This window comes from Micromonospora sp. Utrum1 (assembly GCF_057197805.1).
This window is the reverse complement of the sequence record NZ_CM170071.1, coordinates 4,223,150-4,248,135: the sequence shown is the minus strand read 5'-3', so window position 1 is coordinate 4,248,135 and position 24,986 is coordinate 4,223,150. Positions and strand designations below refer to the sequence as shown.

The window sequence follows — 24,986 nt, the reverse complement described above, 5'->3', positions numbered from 1 at the left end:
CCACAGCAAGCCCCGGCGCCTCAGGCGGTGCGCGCGGCGGGCGCGGCGAACGCGGGTGCCTCGGGGGTGAGCAGCGCGGTCCGGGCCGGTACCCCCCACTCCTCGGTCAGCGCGGCGGCCAGTTCCGTGAGCATCCGGGGCACGACCCGGGGGCCGTCGTCGTGCATCGCCTCGATCACCACCAGCACCTCGGCGGTCTCCGTGCGCACCGCCGAGGCGCCGCTCTGCCGGTGCGTCCAGCGCCGCGAGTGGGCGTGGCCGGCCGCGTCGGCGAAGACCAGCTCACCCGGCTCGGGATGCTCCGCGTCCCCGCCGAGGGTCAGGTAGGTCTCCGTGCCGGTGGCCGGGCGCACGGTCAGGTCCCCGGCGATCCGCGCCAGGTCCAGCACCGCCACCGGCACGGCGTACCCGAGGGACAGGGCGTTGCCCAGGTCGACCAGCGGGTGCAACCGGGGCAGCGCCCCGTCGCGGCGGAACCGGCGCAGCAGCGACTCGGCCGCGCAGCGGTAGCGGGTCGGCGGCGAACCCATCCGGGCGAAGGCCCGCCGCCAGGCCTGAATCTCCGGGAAGCCGCCCTCGGATCCGGCGGCGAGGCGGGCACGGGCGGTGTCAGCGTACGGGGCGAGCCGCGCGGTGACGTCGGCGGTGGGGGTGAGGCCGGTGGCGTGCAGGACGCCGCAGGTCAGCTCGGGAAAGGTCGACCAGACCTCGGGGGCGTGCCGGAAGCGCACGGGAGAACTCCTATCGGGCGGTGAGGGCCAGGCCGAGGCCCAGGGCGAGGAAGCTGCCGGCGAAGCCGTGCCGCAGCAGCGCGGTCAGCCGGGGCCGGGCCAGCACCCGGCGGCGCAGCGCGCCGGCCAGCAGCGCGTACCCGGCGAAGACCACCAGGGTGGTCAGCATGAACACCGCGCCGGCGGCCAGCATCCGGGCCGGTGCGTCCGGCGAGTCCGGCGGGACGAACTGCGGCAGGAACGCCACGAAGAAGACGGTGACCTTGGGGTTCAGCAGGTTCAGCAGCACCCCGTCGCGGAACAGCCGGCAGGCCGGGCGGGGCGGGCGGTGCTCGTCCACCGGCAGCGGGCTGCGGTCGCGCAGCGCCGCCCAGGCCATCCAGAGCAGGTACGCCACGCCCAGCCAGGTAACCACCCGGAACGCCGGGGTGCCGGCGCGGAGCAGGGCGGCCAGCCCGGTCACCGCGGCGACCAGGTGCGGGACGAGGCTGAGGGTGCAGCCGGCGGCGGCGACCAGACCGGCCCGGCGGCCGGCGGAGAGGCCGGTGGCGAGGGTGTAGACCATCCCGGTGCCCGGGGTGATCACCACGACGAGCGTGGTCAGCAGGAAGGCGATGCTCATGCGATTCAGCCTGCGGCCATAATGGTCCGGTGGACAGGGCCAAACCGTCGGTGACCGAGGGGTCCATAACGGCCGGCGCCGACTTCCTTCAGCTCGACGTCGGGGAGGCCCCGCCCGGCGGCCGCGCCGACTGGCTGGCCGCCCGGCTGCGGGCCGCCATCGCCGACGGCCGGGTGCCGGTGGGCGCCCGGTTGCCGGCGAGCCGGGTGCTCGCCGCCGAGCTGGGCGTCTCCCGGGGCGTGGTGACGGAGGCGTACCAGCGGCTCACCGAGGACGGGCACGTGGTCGGCCGGGGCCGGGCCGGCACCGTCGTGGTGGCCACCCCGGCCGCCGTGGTCACCCGCGCCCCGGCGCCACCCCGCCCGCCGGAGGTGTTTGCCGCGCGGCCGGACACCGCCGTCTTCGACGCGCTGCGCAACGCTCCGGCGGAGCTGGACCTGACGCCCGGCGTACCCGATCTGGCGGCCTTTCCCCGCGCGGCCTGGCTGCGCGCGGAACGCGCGGTGCTGCACCGCCTGGCGCCCGCCGCCTTCGGGTACGGCGACCCGACGGGCACCCCCGCGCTGCGGCTCGCGGTCGCCACCTGGCTGGCCCGCAACCGCGGCATCCGGGTGGACCCGGCCGAGGTGGTGGTCGTGGCCGGGGTGTCCCAGGCGCTCGGTCTGCTCGCCCAGGTGCTGCACGCCGACGGCGTGCACACGGTCGCCGTGGAGGATCCCGGCTCGCTCGGCGTACGCCAGCACCTGAACAACTGGCGGCTGGACACCCCGCCGGTGCCGGTCGACGCCCACGGGCTGCGGGTCGACCGGCTGGAGGAGAGCGGCGCACCCGCCGTGATGCTCACCCCGGCGCACCAGTTCCCGACCGGGGTGGTGCTCGACGGCGACCGGCGCCGCCGGTTGCTGCGCTGGGCCCGGCGCGGCGGCCTGGTGATCGAGGACGACTACGACGCCGAGCACCGCTACGACCGCCCGCCGGTGCCGGCCCTGCGCGGGATGCTGCCGGACCGGGTCTGCTACACCGGCAGCGTCTCCAAGCTGCTCGCCCCGGCGCTGCGGATCGGCTGGGTGCTGGTTCCGCCCCGGCTGCACGCGGACCTGGTGGCGGCCAAGCGGATGGCCGACCTCGGCAACGCGGCCCTGCCGCAACTGGTGCTGGCCGAGCTGATGGACTCCGGCGACCTGGAGCGCCACCTGCGGCTGCTGCGCCGCCGGCACGTCCGTCGCCGGGATGCGATGATCCGGGCGGTCCGCGAGCACCTGCCCGGTGCGGTCGTGCACGGCGCCGCAGCCGGCCTGCACCTGCTGGTCACCCTGCCCGGCGAGGTCGACGACACGGCGCTCGCCGCGGCTGCGCTGCGCCGGGGCGTCAAGGTCCAACCCCTCTCCTGGCACGCCCAACGCCCGCAACCCGCCGGCCTGGTCCTCGGCTACGCCGCCAACCCACCCACCGACATCGACCGCGCCCTGACAACCCTCGCCACGATCCTCCGCGACCTCCGCTGACCCGCGCTCCGCCCCGTTGATCACGAGGTTCGCGTCGCCGGTCAGATCGATCCCGACGCAAACCTCTCGATCGCCCGGGGCGTTTCTCCGACCGGGGGAGGGTAAGTGCCGATATGGATGGACGGTCCTGACGGTCAGGGGGCGGGAATGGTGGTCGCGACGCCGGCGCGGTCCCGGGTGGGCGATCGCCCCGGTGCGGTGCTCGGGCGGTACGTCACGGCCGCGGTGCTGGTGCGGCTGGCCGACGAGGGCGCCCGGGTGGCCCTGGTGCTGCTGGCGATCGAGCGCACCGGCAGCGCGGCGTACGGCGGCCTGCTGGTGGCGGCGCTGATGGTCCCGCACGTGGTGGCCGGACCGGTGGTCGGCGCGGTCGCGGACGCGGTACGCCGGCGCCGGCCCTTCTACACCCTCGCCCTGCTCGGCTACGGCGGCGCGCTGGTCGCCGCGGTGGCCTCGGCGGCCGACTCCCGCCCGCTGTCGATCACCCTCGTCGTGCTGGCCGGCTGCCTCGCCCCGGTCATGCTCGGCGGGCTGACCAGCCTGCTGCGCGACCTCGTGCCCGACCGGCTGGACAGCGCGTTCGGGGTCGATGCGACGTCGTACAACCTGGCCGGCATCGCCGGACCGGCGATCGCGGCGGTCACCGCCGGGGCGGCCGGGGCCGGCGCCGCGACGGTCGTGCTGGCCGCGCTGGTGGCCCTGGGCGGCGTGGTGCTGTGGACGCTGCCGATCCCCGACCGTCCGGCGCGCGCGGACCGCGACGCGGTACCCGGCCGGCTCAACCCGCTGGGCGGGATCCCCCTGCTGTGGCGGCGTCCCCGGCTCGGCGCGGTGACCCTGGCGAGCAGCTTCGGGCAGCTCGGCGTCGGCGCCCTGCCGGTGGTCGCGGCGCTGCTCGCCGGCCGGTTCCAGCACACCTCGTACACCGGGCTGTTCCTGGCGGCGGCGTCGGTCGGCGGCCTGGTCGGCTCGCTGTGGTGCGCGCGCTACCCGATCCGCTCCCACCCGCCCGAGCGGGTGGTCGTGGCCAGCCTGCTCGCCATGGCGGTGCCCTTCGCGCTGGTGCCGGTCGTGCCGGCGGTGTGGGCCACGCTGCCGTTGTTCGCCCTGGTCGGGTTGCTGAACGGGCCGCTGTTCTGCGCGGTGCTCGCGGTGCGCGAGCGCGAGGCGCCGCCAGCGGCGCACACCCAGGTGTTCACCGTCGGCGCCGGCCTGAAGAGCACCGCGGCCGCCGCGGGCGCGGCGCTCGCCGGTGCCTGCACCGGCTCGGGGGTCGGTCTCCTGCTGCTCGGTGTGGCCGCCTGCCAGGCCCTCGGCGCGGTCGCGGGCGCCGTGGTCCTGCGGCTGTCCGCCCGCCCCGCCGGCGGCGCGGGTCAGCCCGGCGGCGGGTGGTAGAGGGCGGCGAGGGCGGTGGCGGTCTCCGCCAGCCGGTCGCGCAGCGCGGCGGGGGAGAGGACCTCCACCTCGGCGCCGAGCCGCAGCAGGTCGCCGTGCGCGTGGGTGAGCGACTCGATGGGTACGGCCGCCCGCACCCAACCCGCCGCGTCGGGCGGCCCGGCGCTGGCGTCGACCGCCGCGACCACCGCGTCGCTGGCGATCTCCCGCAGCCGCTCCCGGCCCCGCGGCGAGAGCCGGATGGTGGCCTCGTCCCGGTGCAGCCGGGCCCGGAAGGCGACCACGTGCGCCCGCCACCAGGCCGGCAGGTCGAACTCCGGCCGGTCGAACGGCTCGTCCAGCGGGGTCAGGTCGAGGATCTGGTTGACGCGGTAGGTGGCCGGCTCGGCGCGGTCCGGCCGGGCGGCCACCACGTACCAGCGGCCGCCCTTGAGCACCAGCCCGTACGGTTCGAGGACCCGGGTCACCTCGCCGGTCCAGCTCCGGTAGCGGACCCGGATGCGGTGTTCCCGCCACACCGCCTCGGCCGCGGCGGCCAGGTAGGGCGACGGGTCGCCGTCGGAGTACCAGCCGGGGGTGTCCAGGTGGAACCGTTGCTGGAGCCGGCCGGCCCGGTCGGCCAGCGGGGGCGGCAACGCGGCGCGCAGCTTGAGTTGCAGGGTGGCCACGACCGACTCGTAGCCCAGCTCGGCGGCCGGTCCGGGCAGCCCGGCGAAGAGCAGCCGGTCGGCCTCCTCGCCGGTGAGCCCGGTCAGCCGGGTCCGCCAGCCGTCGACCAGCCGGTAGCCGCCGGCGTGCCCGGCCTCGCCGTAGAGCGGGATGCCGGCGGCGTGCAGCGACTCGACGTCCCGGTAGACCGTGCGGACGGAGACCTCCAGCCGCTGGGCCAGCTCGGCGGCGGTGAGCCGGCCGTGGGCCTGGAGCAGCAGGAGGATCGAAAGAAGACGGCTGGCCCGCATTCCACTGACACTAGCTGTCAGGGGAGCCGTCCTACCGTTCCGGCATGGCATTCCAGAACAAGGAACTGACCGTGCCGGGGACCGTCGAGGTCGCCGGCCGGCACGTCAAGCGCTACCACATCGACCAGCCCGATCGCCGCCTCGAACCGGAGGTGGTCGAGGCCGCGTACGCGTACCTGCCGAAGCTGCTGCCCGGCCCGGACGGCAGCACCCCGCCGGCGAGCTGGGTGGTGCTGCACCGGGGCGCGGACACCGGCGCCTACCTGCTGGCGTACAGCTGGTTCTTCGACAACGTGGTGGAGTGCCGGACCGCCGTCGCCGGCCAGCCCGCCCTGGACTGCCCGGACGACGACCCGGCGCACTTCATCCCGCTGGACCGCCCCGGCGTCGGCTGCGTCTGGGAGCTGGGCGTGCTGGAGCACGAGCGGGCCGCCTGGGTCCGGCACGTCCTCGCCCCCGACCGGCCCGACCTGGCCGGCTACCTGGCCGACAGCCACGCCGAGGGAACAGTGGGTTTCTGATGGGCGACTTCGACTTCCTCGTGGGCACCTGGGACGTGGCCAACCGGCGGCTGCGCGAGCGGCACGTCGGCAGCGACGACTGGGACGAGTTCCCCGGCACCTCGGTGGCCCGGACGTTCTTCGACGGCGCCGGCAGCTTCGACGAGATGCGCTGCCCGACCCGCGGCTTCTCCGGCTCGACGGTCCGCATCCGCGACGCGGAGAGCGGCCTCTGGTCGATCTACTGGATGAACAGCAGGCGCGGGGTGCTCGAACTGCCGCCGATGGTCGGCAGGTTCGTCGACGGCGTGGGCACGTTCTACGCCGACGACACCGACGAGGGACGGCCGATCCGCTGCCGGTTCATCTGGTCGCGGAGCACGCCCACCTCCTGCCGCTGGGAGCAGGCATTCTCCACCGACGGCGAACAGACCTGGGAGACAAACTGGATCATGGACTTTGCCCGGACCGGCTAGCCTGACCGCCATGCGGCGATGGCGGCGGGTCGATCCCTGGGGGCTGCGGCAGGCGTTTGCCGGATTCCTGATCCTGTGTGGCGCGGCGATGGCGTCCGTGGTCACGGTGACCGGCCTCCGCGCGGTCGCCCGCGGCACCGACCTGACGACGGCGGCGGGAATCCTCGGCGCGGTCGCCTTCCTGGGGCTCTGGCTGACCATCGCGGTCCGCTTCTACCTGGTGGGCATCTTCCGCAACGAGCGCGGCCTGCTCCTCCGCCACGTGCACCGCTCCCGACTGCTGCCCTGGTCCGAGGTGACCGGGTTCGACATCCGCGCGGCCCGGTTCCTCGGCTCGGCGACGGTCCGCAACGCCGCCTGGGTGCTCACCGGGGACGGCGCGTGGGAGGCGCCGGTGCAGCAGCGGTCGAGGCTGGCGGGCGTGCGCAAGAACAACGGGCCGGTGCTCTCCGCCGCGGACTTCGACCTGACGATGGCGCACCTGCGCGAGCACCACGCCGCCGCTCAGAGCGGCGGCGGCGTGGTGGTCCGGTAGATCGCGGTCAGCCAGACGTCGAGCAGCACGTCGACGACGTCCCGCTCGGCCACGGCCGGCCCGTCCCCGGCGAAGGTCGCGTACCAGACCCGTTCGTTCATTGAGTTCAGCGCGATGGCGAGGTCCCGGGCGGGCAGCCCGTCCGGGGCCGCGCCGCGCGCGCGTTCCCCCTCGATGGCCGCCTCGACGGCGCGTACCCAGCGTTCCAGCACCTCGGCCCAGAGCCGGCGCACCTCGGCGTTGGTGCCGCGTACCTGGGCGCAGGCGAGCACCACGTCCCGGTGGCCGCCGAAGGTGGCGTGGAATCGGGCGATCAGTTCCCGCCAGCGGGCCCGCGGGTCGTCGGCGAGCCGGACCAGCACGTCGCCCGCGGCCGCGTTCGCCTCCTCGGTCACCCGGTCGAGCAGCGTGAGCAGCACCGCGTCCTTGGACGGGAAGTAGAAGTAGAAGGTGGGCCGGGAGATGCCGGCCCCCCGCGCCAGGTCGTCGATCGAGATGTCGCCGAAGGACCGCTGCCGCAGCAGCCGCTCCGCGGTGGCGAGGATGGCCAGTTCCCGGTCGTCGCCGGTGGAGCGGCCGGAGCGCCGCCCGCGCGTCGGCGCGGCGCCGGTCGACGTACGGGCGGGGCTCATGTCGGCCGATGTTACACCCGCTCGACACCCTGTCGATTCCTCTCGACAGGGTGTTGACTGCCGTCGACGGCGGTGGATAGTGTCCGGTCCACTGCCGCTCGAACGGGAGATGCCATGGCCTCCGACCACGTCGACGTCCTCATCGTCGGTGCCGGGCTCTCCGGCGTCGGCGCCGCCGTCCACCTGCAACGCGAGTGCCCCGGCAAGACCTACGCGGTGCTGGAGGCCCGGGGCGCCGTCGGCGGCACCTGGGACCTGTTCCGCTACCCGGGCATCCGCTCCGACTCCGACATGTTCACCCTCGGCTACTCGTTCAAGCCGTGGACCAACCCGAAGGCGATCGCCGACGGCGACGCCATCCGGGAGTACGTCCGGGAGACCGCCCGCGAGCACGGGGTGCAGCAGCACATCCGCTTCCACCACCGGGTGCTCCGCGCCGAGTGGGACAGCGCCACCGCCCGCTGGACGGTGCACGCCCACCGCGACGACACCGGCGAGGACGTCGTCCTGACCTGCGCGTTCCTGTTCGTCAATTCGGGCTACTACCGCTACGACGAGGGCTACACGCCGGAGTTCCCGGGCGTCGAGCGCTACGCCGGCCGGCTGGTGCACCCGCAGCACTGGCCCGAGGACCTCGACTACGCCGGCAAGCGGGTGGTGGTGATCGGCAGCGGCGCCACCGCGGTCACCCTGGTCCCGGCCCTGGCCGAGCGGGCCGGCCACGTCACCATGCTCCAGCGCTCACCCACGTACGTCATCTCGCTGCCCTCGCGCGACCCGCTCGCCGACGCGGCGCGGCGCTGGCTCCCCGCCAAGGCGGCGTACGCGGTGACCCGCTGGAAGAACGTGGCGCTCGGAGTGGCCAACTTCCAGCTCAGCCGGCGCGCGCCGGGCCTGGTGAAGAAGTTCCTCCGCCGAGCCGCCAAGGGCAAGCTCCCGGTCGGCTACGACGTCGACCGGCACTTCTCGCCCCGCTACAACCCCTGGGACCAGCGGCTCTGCGTGGTGCCCGACGGGGACCTGTTCGCCGCGCTCCACGCCGGGAAGGCCGCGGTGGTCACGGACACCATCGACACGTTCACCGAGCGGGGCATCCGGCTCACCTCCGGCGCGGAACTGCCCGCCGACGTCGTGGTCACCGCCACCGGCCTCAACCTGCTCGCGCTCGGCGGGATGACCCTGGCCGTGGACGGCACCGAGGTCGACCTCGCCTCGACCGTCGCCTACAAGGGCATGATGCTCTCCGGGGTGCCGAACTTCGCGATGACCATCGGCTACACCAACGCCTCCTGGACGCTCAAGGCCGACCTGGTCGCCACGTACGTCTGCCGGCTGCTGCGTCACCTCGACGACACCGGCCAGCACATCGTCACCCCGCTCGCCCCGGACTCCACCGACCTGGTGCCGATCATCGACCTGCAGTCCGGATACGTGCTGCGCGCCGTCGACCGGCTGCCCAAGCAGGGCCCCACGGCGCCGTGGCGACTGCACCAGAACTACCCCCGCGACGTGCTGCTGATGCGGCACGGCCGGCTGACCGACTCCGGTGTGCGCTTCTCCCGCGCGGGCACCCCCGCCACCGTCGCCGACCGTCCCGCGCCCGTCGCCTGACCCCAGAGGAGCGTCATGCGTGACTTCGTCTTCCCCGGTGGCACCGCGGTGCTGACCGGCGCGGCCAGCGGCATCGGTGAGGCCCTGGCGCACGGGCTGGCCCGGCGCGGCGCCGACCTGGTCCTGCTCGACCGGGACGCCGAGCGGCTGGACGCGGTGGTCGCCGCGATCCGCGCCGCGCACCCCGACCGGCGGATCGAGACCCACCTGGTCGACCTCGCCGACGCCGGCGCCACCGACCGGGTGGCCGCCGAGATCCACCGCGCGCACCCGCGGATCCGGCTGCTGGTCAACAACGCCGGGGTGGCGCTGGGCGGCCGGTTCGACCAGGTCACCCTGGACGAGTTCCTCTGGGTCATCGAGATCAACTTCCGGGCCGTGGTACGGCTGACCCACGCGCTGCTGCCCGCGCTGAAGGCCGAGCCCGGCGCCCACCTGGTCAACGTCTCCAGCCTCTTCGGGCTGATCGCGCCCGCCGGGCAGGCCGCCTACTCGGCCAGCAAGTTCGCCGTGCGCGGCTTCACCGAGGCGCTGCGGCACGAACTCGTCGACGACGGGATCGGGGTCACGTCGGTGCACCCGGGCGGCATCCGCACCCGGATCGCGGCCAGCGCCCGGGTGGGCAGCGGCGTCTCCGCCGAGGAGTACGAGGCCGGCCGGAAGCAGTTCGAGAAGCTGCTCTCCATCGACCCGGCGACGGCCGCCGAGGTGATCCTGCGTGGGGTCGAGCGCCGCCGCGGCCGGGTCCTCATCGGCTGGTCGGCGAAGCTGCCCGACCTGCTGGCCCGGGTCGCCCCCGCCGGGTACGGGAAGCTGCTGGCCCTGGGGATGCGACCGCGCCCGGCCCGGGTGCCGGCCCCGCGACCCGCCGCCGAGCCGGTTCCGTCGGACCCGGGACGGCCGGCGTGACCCTCGCCCCGCCGCCCGCCGACGAGCTGAGTGTCGCCGGGCGGCGGATGCGCTGCCGGATCGCCGGCGACGGACCGCCGGTCGTGCTGCTGCACGGCATCGGCCGGACGTTGGAGGACTTCACCGCCCTGCACGCGGCGCTGACCGGCGACCACCGGGTGCTCGCCGTGGACCTGCCCGGGCACGGCGGCTCCGCGCCGCTGGACGACCCGCACACGCTGCCGGCCCTGGCCGCGGCCGTCGCCGGCTTCCTGGACGCCGCCGGGATCACCGGCCCGGTGCACCTGGTCGGCAACTCCCTCGGCGGGGCGGTGGCCATGCGGCTCGCCGCCGACGCGCCGGAGCGGGCGGCCAGCCTGGTGCTGGTCAACAGCGCCGGCTTCGGCCGGGAGGTGACCGCCGCGCTGCGGCTGCTCGCCGTGCGGCCCCTCGCCCGGCTGCTGCTGCGCCCGCACCCGGCGATCGCCCGCCGCACCGAGCGGGCCATCTTCCACGATCCGGCGTACGTCACCGAGGCGCGGATCGCCACCGCACTGGCGGCGGCCCGGCAGCCGCACGCCGCCCGGGTGATGCTGGAACTGGTCCGCGACCTCGGCACCTGGCGCGGGGTACGCCCCGAGTGGCGTACCGAGCTGCTCGACGCGGTGGCCGCGCTCGACCTGCCCACCCTGGTCGTCTGGGGCGACCGGGACCTGATCCTGCCGGCCGCCCACCTGGCGTACGCCCGGAGCCGGCTGCCGAAGGCGCAGAGCCACCTGTTCCCCGACACCGGGCACATGCCGCAGATCGAGCGGGCCGCGGAGTTCGAGGCGCTGGTCAGGAGGTTCTGGTCGCGGCCCGGTGCCGCATGACCAGCGTGACGGCCACCAGGACCACCAGCACCCCGGCGATCACCTCGACCGGAGCGGCCAGCCACGGCGCCACCAGCACCAGCGCCGCCGCGGCGGGGAACAGCACCCGCCCGAGGCCGCGCTTGGCGGGCAGGTGCAGCGCCCAGAGGGCGATCAGGTAGATCGCGACCGGCACGGCGACCGCGTAGCCGGCGACCCGGCCGGAGGCGTGCCCGGTGTGCAGGTCGTGGTCGATCGCGACGGCCAGCCCGGCGCCGACCGCGGCGATCGAGGCGAAGACGAAGTAGTGGCCGTAGCCCCAGGACAGCGCGCCGGGCAGTGACGCGGGCGGCAGCGGGTTGGGCCGGTCGAAGTAGAGCCACCAGACCGCGAAGACGATCACCATGCCGGCCGCCGCCAGCACCCACAGCTTCTCGTTGCCCGCGTCCACCCCGCGCTGGATCGCCACCGAGGTGGAGAGCACCACCTCGCCGAGCACGATCAGCGTGAACAGCTGGTACCGCTCGGAGATGTGCCGCGGGTGCCAGGTGGTCTGTCCGTGCCGCTCGCCGAGCACCGGGACCAGCAGGTCGGCGAGGACCAGAACCACGAACGAGGGCAAAAGCCAGCCGGTCGGCAGGAGGAGCCGGAGCAGCCAGCCGAGCTGCACCACGGCCACCCCGACCGCGAACGTCAGGGTGGTGGTCCGGTGCGCCGGGTCGCCGGCGGCCGCCCTCAGCCAGTTGACCATGGCGGCCAGCCGCATCACCACGTAGCCGTAGGTGATCGTGGTGAAGTCGCCCTCCCCGAAGGCGCGGGGCACGCCGGCGGCGAGGATCAGCGCCCCGGCGATCTGCACCAGGACGGTCAGCCGGTAGACGTCGTCATCGGTGTCGTAGGCGGAGGCGAACCAGGTGAAGTTCACCCAGGCCCACCAGATCGCGAAGAATACGCTCAGGTAGCCGACGAGGCCGTGCGCGAGGTGCCCCTCCGTCACGTCGTGGTGCAGCCCCGTGGAGGCCTGTGCCACCGCCACCACGAAGCAGAGGTCGAAGAACAGCTCCAGCGGGGTGGCGGACCGGTGCTTCTCGTCTCGCCGGCGGGCCCGCATCGGCCGGTACCAGGAGCGGAAGGACGCGGTGGTGGTCAAATCGGTGCTCCTCGGCGCCGGCCGGTCAGCTGCGCCCACACGATAACCAGCTCAGGCGGCCGCGGACCCGAGCGGCTCGGGAACTCCGGCGGAAAGAGGTGCCACGGCCTCGGCCCGGGCCAGCGTGACGAGCGCGGTCTCCAGGCCGGCCGGCAGCCGCCGCCGGTGCCGCAGCGCCCAGCCGGCCTGCCGGGCGGCGTCGCGCAGGCCGGCCCGCCCGGCGGGGTCCCGCCACGCCTCGGCGACCACCGCGCGCAGCACCGACCCCGGCCGGCGCAGCGCCGCGGTGAGCACCCGGTTGCGCGCCTCCACCCGCCGCCGGGCCCGCGGGTCGCGCCCGGTCGGCACCGGCAGGTGGTGGGCCACCAGCTCCGGCACGTACGCGAGGTTCCAGCCCGCCGCCGCCAGGTCCATCGCCAGCAGCGCCTCCTCGCCGTACGTGCCGAGCCGTTCGGCGAAGCCGCCCACCTGCCGGTACGCGTCGCGGCGCAGCACCACCGCGCAGGCCAGGAAGCCGAGCACGGTCGGCCCCGGCGCGCCCGGCTCGGTGCCCAGCGGCGCCCGGGCCATCGCGGCCGAGACCGGGTCCCGCCGGGCCGCCGCGCCGACCCGCACCTCCCCCGTGAGCAGCGCGGTACGCGGGTGCCGGCGCAGCAGCGCGGCCGCCCGGTCGAGCGCGCCCGGCGCCCAGTACGAGTCGTCGTCGGCGAACGCCACGTACGGCGTGCGGGCCAGTCCCACCCCGACGTTGCGGGCGGCCCCGGCGCCCGCGTTCCGGTCCAGCTCCACCACGCGCACCCGGGGGAACTCCCGGGCGACGGCGGCCGGGGTCCCGTCGTCGGAGCCGTTGTCCACCACGATCACCGGGGCGGTGTGCCGGGGCAGCAGGGCGAGGAGCTGCTCCCGCCGGTTGCGGGTGGCCACCACGATCGTCACGTCCGTCGTCATGGCGGCCCTGGTACCCCGGCCGGCCGGACTCACGCGTGGCGCGGCGCACGGCGGGAACACCCCCGGTATGGCCGAGGTGACGCTGTTCCTCGCCGGCGACGTGATGACCGGGCGGGGCGTGGACCAGATCCTGCCGCACCCGGGGCCGTCCGCGCTTCGGGAGGAGCTGGTCACCGACGCCCGCCGGTACGTCGCGCTGGCCGAGTCGGTGGCCGGCCCGGTGCCGCGCCCGGCCCCGCCCGAGTGGCCGTGGGGCGACGCGCTGCGGCTGCTCGACGCGGAACGCCCGGACGCGCGGATCGTCAACCTGGAGACGGCCGTGACCGCCCGCGGCGAGTACGCCCCGGGCAAGGGCATCCACTACCGGATGCACCCCGCGAACCTGCCCTGCCTCACCGTCGCCCGGCTCGACGTCTGCGCCCTCGGCAACAATCACGTGCTGGACTTCGGTCCCACCGGGCTGGCCGACACCCTGGACGCGTTGCGGGGCGCGGGTATCCGGACCGCCGGCGCCGGCCGGGATGCCGAGGAGGCGTGGCGACCCGCGATCGTGGCGCTGGCCGGCGACCGCCGGCTGCTGGTCTGGTCGGTGGGCGCGGCGTCCAGCGGGGTCTTCCCGCAGTGGGCGGCGGGGGACGGCCGGCCCGGAGTCGCGTATCTGCCGGAGGTGTCCGCGGCGACGGCCGGCGTGCTCGCCGACCGGATCGCCCGGACCGCGCGGCCGACGGACCTGATCGTGGTCTCCGTGCACTGGGGGAGCAACTGGGGCCACGAGGTGCCGGACGAACACGTCGAGTTCGCGCACGCGCTGGTCGACGCCGGAGTGCACGTGGTGTACGGGCACTCCTCCCACCATCCCCGGCCGGTCGAGCGCTACCGGGGCCGGCTCATCCTCTACGGCTGCGGCGACCTGATCGACGACTACGAGGGGATCGGCGGGCAGGAGGCGTACCGGCCGGAGCTGCGACTGCTGCACCTGCCCACCCTCGACGCCGCCACCGGCGAGCTGCGGCGGCTGCGCCTCATCCCGGTCCGGATGCGCCGGATGCGCCTGCAACCCGCCACGCCCGCCGAGGCCGGCTGGCTCGCCGACCTCCTCGACGCCCTCGGCCGGCCCTCCGGCACCCGCTTCACCCGCGCCCCCGACGGGGCGCTCACGCTGCGCTGACGTGGCCCGGGCCACGTTCGTGGCGTGCGGCGCCGGTGCCTCACCGGCCGGGGCGCACCATAGATACATGACGCATCCCACCCCGGTGTCCGGTGCGCGGACGGCCGGGCCCTCCGCCGCCGAGCGGGCCTACCAGCACCTCAAGCGGGCCGTTCTCGAGCAGGTCTACCCGGGCGGGCTGCTGATCAGCGAGGGCGAGATCGCCGAGGCGACCGGGGTGTCCCGGACCCCGGTCCGGGAGGCGCTGCTGCGCCTGGAGGCCGAGGGCCTGGTCAAGCTCTACCCCAAGCGCGGGGCGCTGATCCGGCCGGTCTCGGCCCGGGAGATCGCCGACGTCATCGAGGCCCGCCGCCTGGTCGAGTTGCACGCCGCCGAGCAGGTCTGGCCGCGCCGCGCCGCCATCCGCGGCGACCTGGCCCGCTGGCTCGACGAGATGCGGCGGGCGCACGCCGAGGGTGACGTCACCGCGCTGATGGCCGCCGACCGGGCGTTCCACGCCACCGTGGTGGAGGCGGCCGGCAACGAGATCCTCGCCGAGCTCTACCACCGGCTGCGCGACCGGCAACTGCGGATGGGCGAGGCCAGCTTCCGGCTCTCGCCGGGCTGGGCCGAGGTGGCCCTCACCGAGCACGCCGGCCAGCTCGCCGCCCTCGACGGCGACGACCCGGGGGCCTGGCTCGACGCGGTCGGCGCCCACATCGACAACGCCGCGACCGTGCTGCGGACGCTCCGGTGAGCGCTGCCACCCCGACGGTCGCCCCGCGCCGCTCCGCCGCCCTGGTCTTCGCGGTGGCCCTCACCGCGTACGTGACCGCGGTCTTCCACCGCAGCTCGCTCGGCGTCACCGGGGTCGACGCGGCGGAGCGCTTCCACATCAACGCCGCCGCCCTGGCCACCTTCAGCGTCGCCCAGCTCGCCGTCTACGCGGCCATGCAGGTCCCGGTCGGGGTGCTGCTCGACCGGTTCGGCTCGCGCCGGCTGCTGCTGGCCGGCGGCGCGCTCATGGTGGCCGGGCAGCTCTGCTTCGCCGTGGCCACCGACGTCCGGCTCGCCGTCGCCGCCCGGGTGCTGGTCGGCTTGGGCGACGCGATGACCTTCATCAGCGTGCTGCGGATCGTGGCGTTCTGGTTCCCCGGCCGGCGCAACCCGCTGCTCGTGCAGCTCACCGGCACCGTCGGGCAGCTCGGCGCGGTGCTCGGCGCCGTACCCCTGGTGGCGCTGCTGCACCACACCGGCTGGACGCCCGCGTTCCTGACCGCGGCCGCGCTCGGCGCGACCGTGCTGCTGCTGGTGCTCGTCGCGGTCCGGGACACCCCGCACGCCGGGCACACGACCGCGCTCGCGCCCGGCCTGAGCACCGTACGCCGGCAGCTCGCCGACGCCTGGGCCCAGCCCGGCACCCGGCTGGGTCTCTGGACGCACTTCGTCACCCAGTTCTCCGGCTCGGTGTTCGCCCTGCTCTGGGGTTACCCCTTCCTGGTGCAGGGCCAGGGCTTCTCGCCCACCGCGGCGGCCGCCCTGCTCACCCTCATGACCGTGGTGACCCTGGTCTGCGGCCCGGTCATCGCGCACCTGTGCGCCCGGCACCCGTTCCACCGCTCGGCGGTGGTCTTCGCCATCACCGCCGGCACCGCCGCCGTCTGGGCGGTGGTGCTGGCCTGGCCCGGACGCGCCCCGCACGGGCTGCTGGTGGCGCTGGTGGTCGTCCTCGCGGTCAACGGCCCGGGCTCGGTGATCGGCTTCGACTACGCGCGCACCTTCAACCCGGTGCACCGGATCGGCAGCGCCACCGGCATCGTCAACGTCGGCGGGTTCGTCGCCTCGATCCTGTTGATCCTGGCGGTCGGCGTGGTGCTCGACCTGGCCACCCCGGCCGGCCGGAGCACGCCGCCGCTGTCCGCGTTCCGCTGGGCGTTCGCCGTGCAGTACCTGCTCTGGGGGCTGGGCGCGGTGCAGGTGCTGCGCTACCGCAACGCCGCCCGCCGCCGGTACGCCGCCGAACGCGCCGCCGTCGCCGTCGCGGCGCCCGCCTGAGCCGCGCACCGACCGGTCAGTGGAACCGGCTCCGGTGGGTGACCGAGTCCAGCACCAGGGTCAGCCCGGCAGCGACCAGCCAGCTGTCCTTGGCCAGCGCGGTGCCCGCCTGGGACGGCTTCAGGCTGTTCGCCTCCCTCATCCCGGGCGTCTTGAGGTAGAGCTGCACCAGCCCGGCGCCGAAGGCGGTGAGCGCCGCGCCGGCCAGCAGCGACGGCACGAACGGGATGAGCAGCGCGGCGCCCAGGGCGATCTCGCCGCGGGAGAGCAGCTTGGCGAACCGGTCCGGCTCGAACTGCTGCAACTGCGGGATCGCCCCGACCGCCATGCCGTGCATACCGGCGGCGGCCTCGCCCTCCAGGGACCGCTTGGAGAGCCCGGAATTCAGGATGAACGCGCCGATGACGATCCGCAGCGGCGCATGGGTCAACTTCATGATCACTCCCGTCGGTGCCGGAGAACCGGGCCCCCGCGTACCCGCCGACGCGCGGGATAACCCGCCGGTCGGCGGTGGGCCGCCGGTGAAGATCGGCGGTAGGTTCGTCCGGGGACGAACGACGGAGGCCCGGTGAGCGCGAGGAGCGAGCCGGGTCGGCGAGCCCCGCAGTCGCGAACGAAGGAGGCACTGTGGGTCAGGAAGTCCGGGGAGTCGTGTCGTTGCGCAAGGGCGCGCCGGTGGAGGTCACCACCATCGTGGTGCCCGACCCGGGGCCGGGCGAGGCGGTGGTCCGCGTCCAGTCCTGCGGGGTGTGCCACACCGACCTGCACTACCGCGAGGGCGGCATCAACGACGACTACCCGTTCCTGCTCGGCCACGAGGCCGCCGGCATCGTGGAGCAGGTGGGGGAGGGCGTCACCGACGTGGCCCCCGGCGACTTCGTGGTGCTCAACTGGCGGGCCGTCTGCGGGCAGTGCCGCGCCTGCCGGCGGGGCCGCCCGTGGCACTGCTTCAACACCCACAACGCCGCGCAGAGGATGACGCTGACCGACGGCACCGAGCTCGCGCCCGCCCTGGGCATCGGCGCGTTCGCCGAGAAGACCCTCGTGCACGCCGGCCAGTGCACCAAGGTCGACCCGTCCGCCCGGCCCGCCGCGGTCGGGCTGCTCGGCTGTGGCGTGATGGCCGGTCTCGGCGCGGCCATGAACACCGGCGGCGTGACCCGGGGCGACTCGGTGGCGGTGATCGGCTGCGGCGGGGTCGGCGACGCGGCGGTGGCCGGCGCGGCCCTGGCCGGCGCGACCACCATCATCGCGGTGGACACCGACTCCCGGAAGCTCGACTGGGCCCGGAAGTTCGGCGCCACGCACACCGTCAACGCCTCGGAGGACGATCCGGTCGAGGCGATCCGCGCCGCGACTGGCGGGTTCGGCGCCGACGTGGTCATCGAGGCGGTGGGCCGCCCGGAGACCTGGAAGCAGGCCTTCTACGCCCGCGACCTGGCCGGCACCGTCGTCCTGGTCGGTGTCCCCACCCCGGAGATGAAGATCGAGCTGCCGCTGCTGGACGTCTTCGGCCGCGGTGGCGCCCTCAAGTCCAGCTGGTACGGCGACTGCCTGCCCAGCCGCGACTTCCCGATGCTCACCGAGCTGTACCGGCAGGGCCGCCTCGACCTGGACGCCTTCGTCACCGAGGAGATCGCCCTCGACCAGGTCGAGGAGGCGTTCACCCGGATGCACCACGGTGACGTGCTCCGGTCGGTGGTGGTCTTCCCGTGACAGCCCGCGTCGACCACACCGTCACCTCCGGCACGTTCTCCCTCGACGGGCAGACCTTCGACGTCGACAACAACGTCTGGGTGATCGGCGACGACGCCGAGTGCGTGGTCGTCGACGCCCCGCACGACGTCGCCGCCATCCGCGCGGTGATCGGCGACCGCCGGGTGCTCGCCGTGCTGGCCACCCACGCCCACGACGACCACGTCCGGGTCGCGCCCGAACTGGCCCGGGCCACCGGCGCGCCGGTGCTGCTGCACCCGGCCGACCGGGTCCTCTGGGACCTGGTCCACCCGGACACCCCGCCCGACGGCGACCTCACCGACGGGCAGGCCGTCGAGGTCGGCGGCACCACGCTCCGGGTGCTGCACACCCCCGGCCACAGCCCGGGCGCGTGCAGCCTGTACGCCCCCGACCTCGGCGCGGTCTTCACCGGGGACACCCTCTTCGCCGGCGGCCCCGGCGCCACCGGCCGCTCCTTCAGCGACTTCGGCACCATCGTCGAGTCGATCCGCACCCGGCTGCTCACCCTGCCGCCGCACACCGTGGTCCACACCGGACACGGCGACGACACCAGCATCGCCGCCGAGGCGCCCCACCTGGACGAGTGGATCGCCCGCGGACACTGAGCCGACCTCCCGGCCGGGTCAGCGGCCCGGCCGGGCGGCGCCGGCCTCAGCGCTCGCCGTCGAGCACCGGCTTGACGTCGAGTACGGGAGTACCGTCGACCGCCTCCAGGTCGGCGACCCGCAGTCGTACGCCGTCCACGTCGAGCACCCGCACCCGGTGCAGCCCGATCGGGTTGGGCCGGTGCGGCGAGCGGGTGGCGAACACGCCGGTCTCCGGCCGCGACACGTCGCCGCGCGGGTGCACCGCTAGTACGTCCCGCCGGGCCTGGTCCAACCAGGTCAGCACCAGCACGTCCGCGCCGGGCCGCAGCCCGGCCAGCGCCGGGGCGTACGCCTCGTCGAAGACCAGCGACGCCTCCGGCGCGCCCTCGTCGCCCTGCTTCGGCGCCGCCGCCGGGTCGGTCAACGGCGACTCGACCCGGCCGACCGCCCGCAGCGCCGGTTCCGTTCCCGTCATGGGCCCTCCCTCAGCATGTGCAGCCGGAACGTGGTGCCGGCCGCGGTGGTGTGCACCAGCACCAGGTCGCACAGCGCGTGCACGATGACCAGCCCCCGCCCGCCGATGCCGTCGTGCGCCGGGGCGAGCCGCCCGGCGAGCGGGTCGGCCAGCCAGCCGTCGTCGTGGACCTCGCACACCAGGTGCCGGTCCGTGCACCACGCCTCGAGGGTGCCGGCGCCCCCGGCGTGCGCCACGCTGTTCGTGGCCAGCTCGGTGACCGCGATCTGTAGGTCGGCCACCCGGTGGGCGGCCAGCCCGGCGGACGCCGCCTGGTCGGCGACGAACCGCCGGACCTGCGGCAACGTCGCCAGGTCGTAGCGGAGCACCGCGACCCGCTCGGGCGGAGCGGGCAGCGGCTTGTTGTGCCGCTCGGTGACCTCGACCGGGGTGTAGCCGGCGATGCGGCGGCACCCGGAGCCGTCGACCAGCAGCGGGTGCGTGCAGCGGGCCTCGGCGAGCACGCCGGGGTCGAGCCGACCCGCGTCGTAGGGGCAGAGGATGCTCCCCGCACGGCCCGCGAAGGCCCAGTTGATCGCGGCCTCGTGCTGGGCGGCGGCCCGGTACTCCTCGGCGGTGCGGCCGGCCCAGATCGGCTCGCCGATGATCCGGAACCGCCGATCGGGATGCCGGTCGGCGAACGCCTGCAGCACCAACGGGATGATGCGGCCGGGGTTGCGTCCCGCCTCGGTCATGTCGGCCCATCCGACGGCGTCGCCGGCCGTGCCGAGCGCCGCGCGGATCAGCGCGAGCTGGGGGCCGGGCGTGGCCACCAGCACCGGCTCACCCGCGGCCAGTCCCTCCTGGACGAACGGCACGGTGACCGTGAGCAGGCTCGCGGCGTCGGTGTAGAACGCCAGTTCGTGACGGAAGCCGGCCGGTGTCAGGTCGGTGGGTGTGCTCACGCCGGGTGCTCCGTCGACATGTCGTCGAGCAGGTGCAGCAGCCGGCGCAGGGCGGGCCGGCACCCGACCAGCCGGATGCCGGTGGCGCTGGCCCGGTCGGCCCGGACCAGCGCGGTGGCGGCGCCCACGTCGGCGAAGCTCAGGTCGGAGACATCCACCACCGGCGGTCGTCCCGCCGTCCGCTCGTCGGCCGTCACGTTCTCCAGCACCGCGGTGAACGCCTCCCGGTTGCTCCGGTCCACCTGCCCCACCAGCCGCAACCCCGGCGGGTCGATCGTCCGGTACGCCCGCAGCAGCGGCGCCCAGGTCCGCGCGTTCTGCGGCCCGGCCGTGCCCGGATGGGCGGCGGCGAGGGCGCGCATCCCGTCCACCGGGAAGCGCCGCCGGTCGTACAGGCACAGGCCGGCGATCCGCCCGTCCAGGAAGAGCGGGTTGAGCGCGGTCTCGTAGCGACGCAGGTCGTCCAGGGTGGTGCCGCTGCGCAGCACCCACGCCATGTCACCGGCCAGCCGGATCCCCGGGTAGCCCTCCTGCCGCGCGCGGTCGACCTCGTCGGCCACGGTGGCGACCATCGTCTCCGGAGCCGGCCGCTCGCCGGTCGGGTAGACCTCCACGGCGGGCACGATGCGCAGCCGGCCGGCCGCCACGGCGGCCTCGGTCGGCACGCCGACGGCGTCGACCCGGGCGCGCACCGCCTGCGGCGGCGAGGTCTCGGTGAAGCAGACGACCTTGTGACCGAGGCGCAGGCCGGCGGCGGCGAAGCGGCCGACGGCATCGAGAGCGCCGCTCTCGTCGTCGTGCATCCAACAGACGTGGTCGCCCAGATGGACCTGGTCGACCACGGTCGTAGCAGTCACGGTGCGGGCCTTCCCGGTCGGTGCGTCCCTCACTGTAACGCCGGCCCCGGTTCCGGCCGAACCGGCCGTGATCCGCTTGCCGGCGGCGGTGTTCCGGGTTAACCTGGCGACGGATCCGGATGCCGGCGCGCAGCGCCACCCGGAATCCGCCTCTCCTCGCAAGCGGTAGCCCGTCCGGCGCCTCGCCGATCCGGTCGTCAGCACGCGGCCCACCGTCGGCTCGCCGGCCCTGGCCGCCCGACACCCGGCACGGGCCTCCGCCGGACCGGCCTCGGCCGTCCCTTCCCGCAGCGCCGTCATGGGTCGGCCGGCCCACAGCACCCACCGCGGTCGTGGTCAGCCTCTCCTCGGCGCACTGGCCTCGCTGGTGCCGCGAGCCGTTCGTGCCGTGAGTCCATCGCCCCGCCCATGCGCTCCGGCCGCGACCCCGCCGCCTCGCGCATCCGCTGAACCATCCCCCCTCCGCCCGTCCCGATCGGGGACGGCCACCGATCGAAAGGCACTCGATGACCGACACCTCCGCGCCGCTCCCCGTGAGCGGCATCGTCGACACGATCGACGACCACGCGCTGCTCCGGGTCGACGGCTACCTGCCCTCCGCCGCGGACGCCCACCTCACCGCCGGGCAGGTGCGCCGCTACGGCCTGCGCCGCGGCGACCTCGTCACGGGGGCGGTCGCCGCCGCGCCCGGCAAGGGCCGGCACGCGCCGCTGGTCCGGCTCGACACCGTCAACGGGACGCCCCCCGACCAGGCGCGCCGCCGCCCGGAGTTCCACCGGCTCACGCCGGTCCACCCGCACCAGCGGCTGCGGCTGGAGACCGAACCGAACGTGCTGACCACCCGGGTCATCGACCTGGTGATGCCGATCGGCAAGGGCCAGCGGGCGCTGATCGTCTCGCCGCCGAAGGCGGGTAAGACGATGGTGCTGCAGGCGATCGCGAACGCGATCACCCGCAACAACCCGGAGTGTCACCTGATGGTGGTGCTGGTCGACGAGCGGCCGGAAGAGGTCACCGACATGCAGCGGTCGGTGAAGGGCGAGGTCATCGCGGCCACGTTCGACCGTCCGCCGCAGGACCACACCACGGTGGCGGAGCTGGCGATCGAGCGGGCGAAGCGCCTGGTCGAGCTGGGCCACGACGTGGTCGTGCTGCTCGACTCGCTGACCCGGCTGGGCCGCGCCTACAACCTGACCGTCCGCTCGGCCGGTCGCACCCTCTCCGGCGGCATCGACGTGGCCGCGCTCACCCCGCCCAAGCAGCTGCTCGCCGCCGCCCGGGCGATCGAGGAGGGCGGTTCGCTGACCGTCATCGCCTCGGCCCTCGTGGAGACCGGGTCCGCCGCGGACAGCCTCATCTTCGAGGAGTTCAAGAGCACCGGTAACGCCGAGCTGAAGCTGGACCGGTCGCTGGCCGACCGGCGTACGTTCCCCGCCGTCGACGTGCGCGCCTCCGGTACCCGCCGGGAGGAGCTGCTGCTCACCGACGTCGAGCGGGATCGCCTGCGGGCACTGCGTTCCGCGCTGTCCGTGCTGGACCGGCAGGCGGCCCTGGACCAGCTGCTCCGCCAGCTCGCCGCCACCGGCGGCAACGCCCACTTCCTCGCCCGCCTCGGCGCCGCCGGACGCGGCTAGGATCCTTCGTCATGGACGATTCCCGGGCCGACCGGCCGCCGACCGTACGCCAGCTGCGCCTGGTCGTCGAGGCCGAGGACTACGACGCCGCGGTCGCCTTCTTCCGGGACGCGCTGGGCCTGCCGGAGCAGGCGGCGTACTCGGGTGGCGACGGCGCCCGGGTGGTGATCCTGGAGGCGGGCCGGGCCACGCTGGAGCTGGCGAACCCCGCGCAGAAGCGGATGATCGACGAGGTGGAGGTCGGCCGCCAGGTCGCGCCCCGGCTCCGGGTGGCCTTCGAGGTGGACGACAGCCGGGCGGTGACCGAGCGCCTCGTCGCGGCGGGCGCCACCGAGGTCGCCCCGCCGACGGTCACCCCGTGGCAGTCGCTCAACGCCCGCCTCGACGGCCCTGCGGGCCTGCACCTCACCGTCTTCGAGGAACTGCGCGGCGAGGCCGAGCGGGCGGCCCTGGACGGCTTCGGCACCGACGCCTGAGAATCCGCGTGGCTCCCTGCCGCCAGGCCCGGCGATACTCGGGCCCGTGCCCGACGTGACGTTGACCCCCGCACAGGCCGCCGCCCTCCGCCATGTCCGCGACGTGGCCCTGCGGGACCGGCCGGCCGCGCTCGCCGTCATCGCCCGGCATCTCGCCGGCTCCGGCGCCGCGTACCGCTCCGAGGAGATCGTCGCGGCGGTGGCCGAACACGGCCGCCTCACCCTCAACTTCCATCCCGACCGTCTGCTGCGCGACGGGCGGACGGTGGCCGAGGCGCTCGACCAGGAGGGCGTCTACCGCAGCCAGTTCGAGACGGGCATCTCCAACGGCGGCCTGACGGCGTTCCCCGGCGGCGACCGGGACCGCTGGGAGGAAACGCTGTTCGGCGGGGCGTACCAGCGGACCGGCGTGCCCTCGGCCGAGCGCCCGAAGTACGGCGGCCTGAACCTGCTCGACCACCCGGACGGCGCCTGCCCCCGGTTCGGCTCCTGCCACCTGCGGCTGCGCCCCGCGACGCTCGCGCGGGCCACCTTCAGCTTCGGCGACAGCCACACCGGGCCGAAGGACCTCGGCACCGTCACGGTGTTCGAGCCGGTGCTCGCCGCGCTGCTGGAGGCCACCGAGGCGACCGGGATCAGCCTGGGCGTGGCCGGCATGGACACCGGCACGCTGCTGCGGGCGCTGCTGCGCCGCCGGGAGCGGGCGTCCGAGGCGGCCGGACGGGCGCTGGACGACTACATCGAGGCGCAGGTGCACGGTGAGCTGAGCCTGGTCCGGGACGTCGAGGCCGTGGTGGTCGATCCGTCGTTCCAGGGCACCGAGGAGGGGCGGATCCTCGCCGGGCTCGCCCGGCGGCACGGCTTCGCGCTGCGCTGGCACACCGGGTTCGAACTCCCGGTCGACGGGGTCGACGCCGATTTCCGGGGGCCGGCCATCCCGCCGCTCGCCGCCCGGGTGCACGCCGAGTTCGCCCGTCCCGGGGAGCCGGTGCACGCCGCGCTGATCGGCCGGGCCGCCGCCTCGGTGGTGCGCGAGCCGCAGCGCTGGGCCGACCGGGGACCGGCCGAGGTGACCCTCCAGCATCTCAAGCAGCTCTGGCACGTCCTGGTCCGGTTCGGCGTCCCCGCGGCCGGCTAGGCCGGTTCCCGCCCCCGGCGTACGCCCCGTCACGAGTGTCCGGAATCCCGGGTGACCTGGGCCGCAGCGACGGCAGACCCCGGCATTTCCGGAATGCCCGACAGGTCGAGCTGGTTGTGTCCCCCGTACCGCCGGAGCGCAAACCCGTACCGGCGAGTAGTTCCCCCGAGGGGCGCTCACCCCGGAGCGCGTCGTAACGACGAAAGGGCAACCATCGTGAAGCAGCACTTCACTCGATGGCTCCCCGCCATCGCGAAGACCGCCATCGCAAAGGCCGCCACCGCGAGGACCGCCATCGCCACGAGCCCGAACCGCCGCACCGCGCTGACCATCGCGGGCGTGGCGTGCCTCGGCGGGCTGGCGTTCGGCCCCACCGCCGTCGCCGCCCCGGTGACCAGCGGCCCGCACGCCGGCGCTGTGGCCGCCATCGGCCTGGCAACCGGCAAGAAGACCGGCACCGAGACGGTGAAGTCCGACCTGACCACCGGTGGTGACAAGGTCCCGACCAAGGCCGACCGGCCCAGCCGGGAGGAGCTCATGCCGCACGGTGTCGAGGGCGCCCAGTCGCGCATCCCGCTCGACGACGCGCAGCTCGACAACGCCAAGGCCATCGTCAAGGCGGCCAAGGAGACCGGCGTGGGGGAGCGGGGCGCCGTGATCGGCGTCGCCACCTCGCTGCAGGAGTCGAAGCTGTACAACCTCGGCCACCTCGGCACCTACAACGACCACGACTCGGAGGGCCTGTTCCAACAGCGCCCGTCGTCCGGTTGGGGTACGCCCGAGCAGGTCACCGACCCGGACTACGCCAGCAAGGCGTTCTTCAACGCCCTGAAGAACGTCGGCGGCTGGCACGACCTGCCGCTGACCGCCGCGGCCCAGACGGTGCAGGTGTCCGCCTTCCCGTACGCGTACGCGCAGTGGGAGGAGCAGGCGGCGGACATCGTCCAGCAGCTCTGGTGACAAATTCCGCGAACCGGCCGGCCCCGCCAGGGGCCGGCCGGTTTCGTCTGTCAGTAAGGTCGACCTGCAACCTGAGGCATATGTCCGGTTTGCTGTCCATCGCTGGGCGGTGAGTGGAACGCCATGTATGTCTCCGCCGCCCGGTGACCTCCATACCGTTCCACCGACGGGGT

26 protein-coding genes and 1 pseudogene are annotated in these 24,986 nt (G+C 74.9%); 17 read left to right on the top strand and 10 right to left on the bottom strand.

Annotation, left to right across the window (positions count from 1 at the left end; all coding sequences use genetic code 11):
- Positions 1-20 precede the first annotated feature (20 nt).
- Both AC0OLQ_RS20065 and AC0OLQ_RS20060 read right to left on the bottom strand, forming a co-directional pair.
- Complete coding sequence (locus AC0OLQ_RS20065) at positions 21-731, bottom strand: B3/B4 domain-containing protein (RefSeq protein ID WP_484527496.1); 711 nt, start codon at positions 729-731, stop codon at positions 21-23.
- A gap of 10 nt (positions 732-741) precedes the next feature.
- Complete coding sequence (locus tag AC0OLQ_RS20060; protein ID WP_484527495.1) at positions 742-1,353, bottom strand: LysE family translocator; 612 nt, start codon at positions 1,351-1,353, stop codon at positions 742-744.
- 29 nt (positions 1,354-1,382) lie between these two features.
- Here AC0OLQ_RS20060 and pdxR point away from each other — a divergent pair, with 29 nt between their 5' ends.
- Entirely contained in the window at positions 1,383-2,858 is a 1,476-nt protein-coding gene (gene pdxR / locus AC0OLQ_RS20055; protein ID WP_484527494.1) for a MocR-like pyridoxine biosynthesis transcription factor PdxR, read from the top strand.
- Between the two features lie 147 nt (positions 2,859-3,005).
- Positions 3,006-4,253 (top strand): MFS transporter, encoded by a 1,248-nt coding sequence (locus AC0OLQ_RS20050; RefSeq protein ID WP_484527493.1) that lies wholly within the window; start codon positions 3,006-3,008, stop codon positions 4,251-4,253.
- Here AC0OLQ_RS20050 and AC0OLQ_RS20045 read toward each other — a convergent pair.
- Positions 4,232-5,212: a helix-turn-helix transcriptional regulator gene (locus AC0OLQ_RS20045; protein WP_484527492.1), complete on the bottom strand. Its 981-nt coding sequence runs from the start codon at positions 5,210-5,212 to the stop codon at positions 4,232-4,234. The genes AC0OLQ_RS20050 and AC0OLQ_RS20045 overlap by 22 nt on opposite strands.
- 44 nt (positions 5,213-5,256) lie before the next feature.
- Here AC0OLQ_RS20045 and AC0OLQ_RS20040 point away from each other — a divergent pair, with 44 nt between their 5' ends.
- From AC0OLQ_RS20040 to AC0OLQ_RS20030, 3 genes are read left to right on the top strand one after another with little or no spacing between them, the layout of a single operon-like run.
- A complete protein-coding gene (locus AC0OLQ_RS20040; protein ID WP_484527491.1) occupies positions 5,257-5,733 on the top strand; it encodes a hypothetical protein in 477 nt (158 codons plus the stop codon).
- Entirely contained in the window at positions 5,733-6,188 is a 456-nt protein-coding gene (locus tag AC0OLQ_RS20035) for a hypothetical protein (RefSeq protein WP_484527490.1), read from the top strand. The genes AC0OLQ_RS20040 and AC0OLQ_RS20035 overlap by 1 nt, the downstream gene beginning before the upstream one ends.
- A gap of 10 nt (positions 6,189-6,198) precedes the next feature.
- Positions 6,199-6,723 carry a hypothetical protein gene (locus AC0OLQ_RS20030; protein ID WP_484527489.1) on the top strand — a complete coding sequence of 175 codons (525 nt, stop codon included), beginning with the start codon at positions 6,199-6,201 and terminating at the stop codon, positions 6,721-6,723.
- Here the strand turns inward: AC0OLQ_RS20030 and AC0OLQ_RS20025 are convergent.
- Positions 6,693-7,355, bottom strand: coding sequence for a TetR/AcrR family transcriptional regulator (locus tag AC0OLQ_RS20025; RefSeq protein ID WP_484527488.1), 663 nt, complete (start codon positions 7,353-7,355; stop codon positions 6,693-6,695). The genes AC0OLQ_RS20030 and AC0OLQ_RS20025 overlap by 31 nt on opposite strands.
- 114 nt (positions 7,356-7,469) lie before the next feature.
- Between AC0OLQ_RS20025 and AC0OLQ_RS20020 the strand changes: the two genes are divergently transcribed.
- The 3 genes from AC0OLQ_RS20020 to AC0OLQ_RS20010 are packed head-to-tail and all read left to right on the top strand — an operon-like array spanning position 7,470 to position 10,726.
- Positions 7,470-8,966: a flavin-containing monooxygenase gene (locus AC0OLQ_RS20020; RefSeq protein WP_484527487.1), complete on the top strand. Its 1,497-nt coding sequence runs from the start codon at positions 7,470-7,472 to the stop codon at positions 8,964-8,966.
- Positions 8,967-8,981: 15 nt separating this feature from the next.
- Positions 8,982-9,875: an SDR family NAD(P)-dependent oxidoreductase gene (locus tag AC0OLQ_RS20015; protein WP_484527486.1), complete on the top strand. Its 894-nt coding sequence runs from the start codon at positions 8,982-8,984 to the stop codon at positions 9,873-9,875.
- The gene (locus tag AC0OLQ_RS20010; RefSeq protein WP_484527485.1) at positions 9,872-10,726 is read left to right on the top strand and encodes an alpha/beta fold hydrolase; all 855 of its coding nucleotides are present in this window, start codon (positions 9,872-9,874) and stop codon (positions 10,724-10,726) included. The genes AC0OLQ_RS20015 and AC0OLQ_RS20010 overlap by 4 nt, the downstream gene beginning before the upstream one ends.
- Here the strand turns inward: AC0OLQ_RS20010 and AC0OLQ_RS20005 are convergent.
- Together AC0OLQ_RS20005 and AC0OLQ_RS20000 are read right to left on the bottom strand one after the other, a co-directional pair.
- Positions 10,692-11,855 carry a low temperature requirement protein A gene (locus tag AC0OLQ_RS20005; protein WP_484527484.1) on the bottom strand — a complete coding sequence of 388 codons (1,164 nt, stop codon included), beginning with the start codon at positions 11,853-11,855 and terminating at the stop codon, positions 10,692-10,694. The two genes, AC0OLQ_RS20010 and AC0OLQ_RS20005, sit on opposite strands and share 35 nt — an antisense overlap.
- A gap of 51 nt (positions 11,856-11,906) precedes the next feature.
- Entirely contained in the window at positions 11,907-12,803 is an 897-nt protein-coding gene (locus tag AC0OLQ_RS20000; protein WP_484527483.1) for a glycosyltransferase family 2 protein, read from the bottom strand.
- On the opposite strand from AC0OLQ_RS20000, the gene AC0OLQ_RS19995 reads away from it, so the two are divergent.
- From AC0OLQ_RS19995 to AC0OLQ_RS19985, 3 genes are all read left to right on the top strand, one after another.
- On the top strand, positions 12,802-13,971 hold the full coding sequence (locus AC0OLQ_RS19995) for a CapA family protein (protein ID WP_484527482.1): 1,170 nt from the start codon (positions 12,802-12,804) through the stop codon (positions 13,969-13,971). The genes AC0OLQ_RS20000 and AC0OLQ_RS19995 overlap by 2 nt on opposite strands.
- A 67-nt stretch (positions 13,972-14,038) precedes the next feature.
- A complete protein-coding gene (locus AC0OLQ_RS19990; protein WP_484527481.1) occupies positions 14,039-14,707 on the top strand; it encodes a GntR family transcriptional regulator in 669 nt (222 codons plus the stop codon).
- Entirely contained in the window at positions 14,704-16,005 is a 1,302-nt protein-coding gene (locus AC0OLQ_RS19985; protein ID WP_484527480.1) for an MFS transporter, read from the top strand. Before AC0OLQ_RS19990 ends, AC0OLQ_RS19985 begins: the two co-directional genes overlap by 4 nt.
- A 16-nt stretch (positions 16,006-16,021) precedes the next feature.
- On the opposite strand, the gene AC0OLQ_RS19980 is transcribed toward AC0OLQ_RS19985, so the two are convergent.
- Positions 16,022-16,441 carry a hypothetical protein gene (locus tag AC0OLQ_RS19980; protein ID WP_484527479.1) on the bottom strand — a complete coding sequence of 140 codons (420 nt, stop codon included), beginning with the start codon at positions 16,439-16,441 and terminating at the stop codon, positions 16,022-16,024.
- Positions 16,442-16,632: 191 nt separating this feature from the next.
- On the opposite strand from AC0OLQ_RS19980, the gene AC0OLQ_RS19975 reads away from it, so the two are divergent.
- Together AC0OLQ_RS19975 and AC0OLQ_RS19970 are read left to right on the top strand one after the other, a co-directional pair.
- Entirely contained in the window at positions 16,633-17,721 is a 1,089-nt protein-coding gene (locus tag AC0OLQ_RS19975) for an S-(hydroxymethyl)mycothiol dehydrogenase (protein ID WP_357345593.1), read from the top strand.
- Positions 17,718-18,347 carry an MBL fold metallo-hydrolase gene (locus AC0OLQ_RS19970; RefSeq protein WP_484527478.1) on the top strand — a complete coding sequence of 210 codons (630 nt, stop codon included), beginning with the start codon at positions 17,718-17,720 and terminating at the stop codon, positions 18,345-18,347. The genes AC0OLQ_RS19975 and AC0OLQ_RS19970 overlap by 4 nt, the downstream gene beginning before the upstream one ends.
- 46 nt (positions 18,348-18,393) lie before the next feature.
- Here AC0OLQ_RS19970 and tsaA read toward each other — a convergent pair whose 3' ends face one another.
- From tsaA to AC0OLQ_RS19955, 3 genes are read right to left on the bottom strand one after another with little or no spacing between them, the layout of a single operon-like run.
- Positions 18,394-18,804, bottom strand: coding sequence for a tRNA (N6-threonylcarbamoyladenosine(37)-N6)-methyltransferase TrmO (tsaA, locus tag AC0OLQ_RS19965; protein ID WP_484527477.1), 411 nt, complete (start codon positions 18,802-18,804; stop codon positions 18,394-18,396).
- The gene (locus AC0OLQ_RS19960; protein ID WP_484527476.1) at positions 18,801-19,748 is read right to left on the bottom strand and encodes an anti-sigma factor RsbA family regulatory protein; all 948 of its coding nucleotides are present in this window, start codon (positions 19,746-19,748) and stop codon (positions 18,801-18,803) included. Before AC0OLQ_RS19960 ends, tsaA begins: the two co-directional genes overlap by 4 nt.
- Positions 19,745-20,605, bottom strand: a complete 861-nt coding sequence (locus AC0OLQ_RS19955; protein ID WP_484527475.1) for an MEDS domain-containing protein — start codon at positions 20,603-20,605, stop codon at positions 19,745-19,747. The genes AC0OLQ_RS19960 and AC0OLQ_RS19955 overlap by 4 nt, the downstream gene beginning before the upstream one ends.
- 473 nt (positions 20,606-21,078) lie before the next feature.
- Between AC0OLQ_RS19955 and rho the strand changes: the two are divergent.
- The 4 genes and pseudogenes from rho to AC0OLQ_RS19935 form a co-directional block, all read left to right on the top strand.
- Positions 21,079-22,239: pseudogene (gene rho / locus AC0OLQ_RS19950) on the top strand (transcription termination factor Rho); the annotation flags it as partial.
- Positions 22,240-22,250: 11 nt separating this feature from the next.
- Positions 22,251-22,715, top strand: coding sequence for a VOC family protein (locus AC0OLQ_RS19945; protein ID WP_484527474.1), 465 nt, complete (start codon positions 22,251-22,253; stop codon positions 22,713-22,715).
- A gap of 46 nt (positions 22,716-22,761) precedes the next feature.
- Entirely contained in the window at positions 22,762-23,853 is a 1,092-nt protein-coding gene (locus AC0OLQ_RS19940; protein WP_484527473.1) for a DUF3626 domain-containing protein, read from the top strand.
- Between the two features lie 216 nt (positions 23,854-24,069).
- Positions 24,070-24,813 carry a hypothetical protein gene (locus tag AC0OLQ_RS19935; protein ID WP_484527472.1) on the top strand — a complete coding sequence of 248 codons (744 nt, stop codon included), beginning with the start codon at positions 24,070-24,072 and terminating at the stop codon, positions 24,811-24,813.
- Positions 24,814-24,986: the final 173 nt, after the last annotated feature.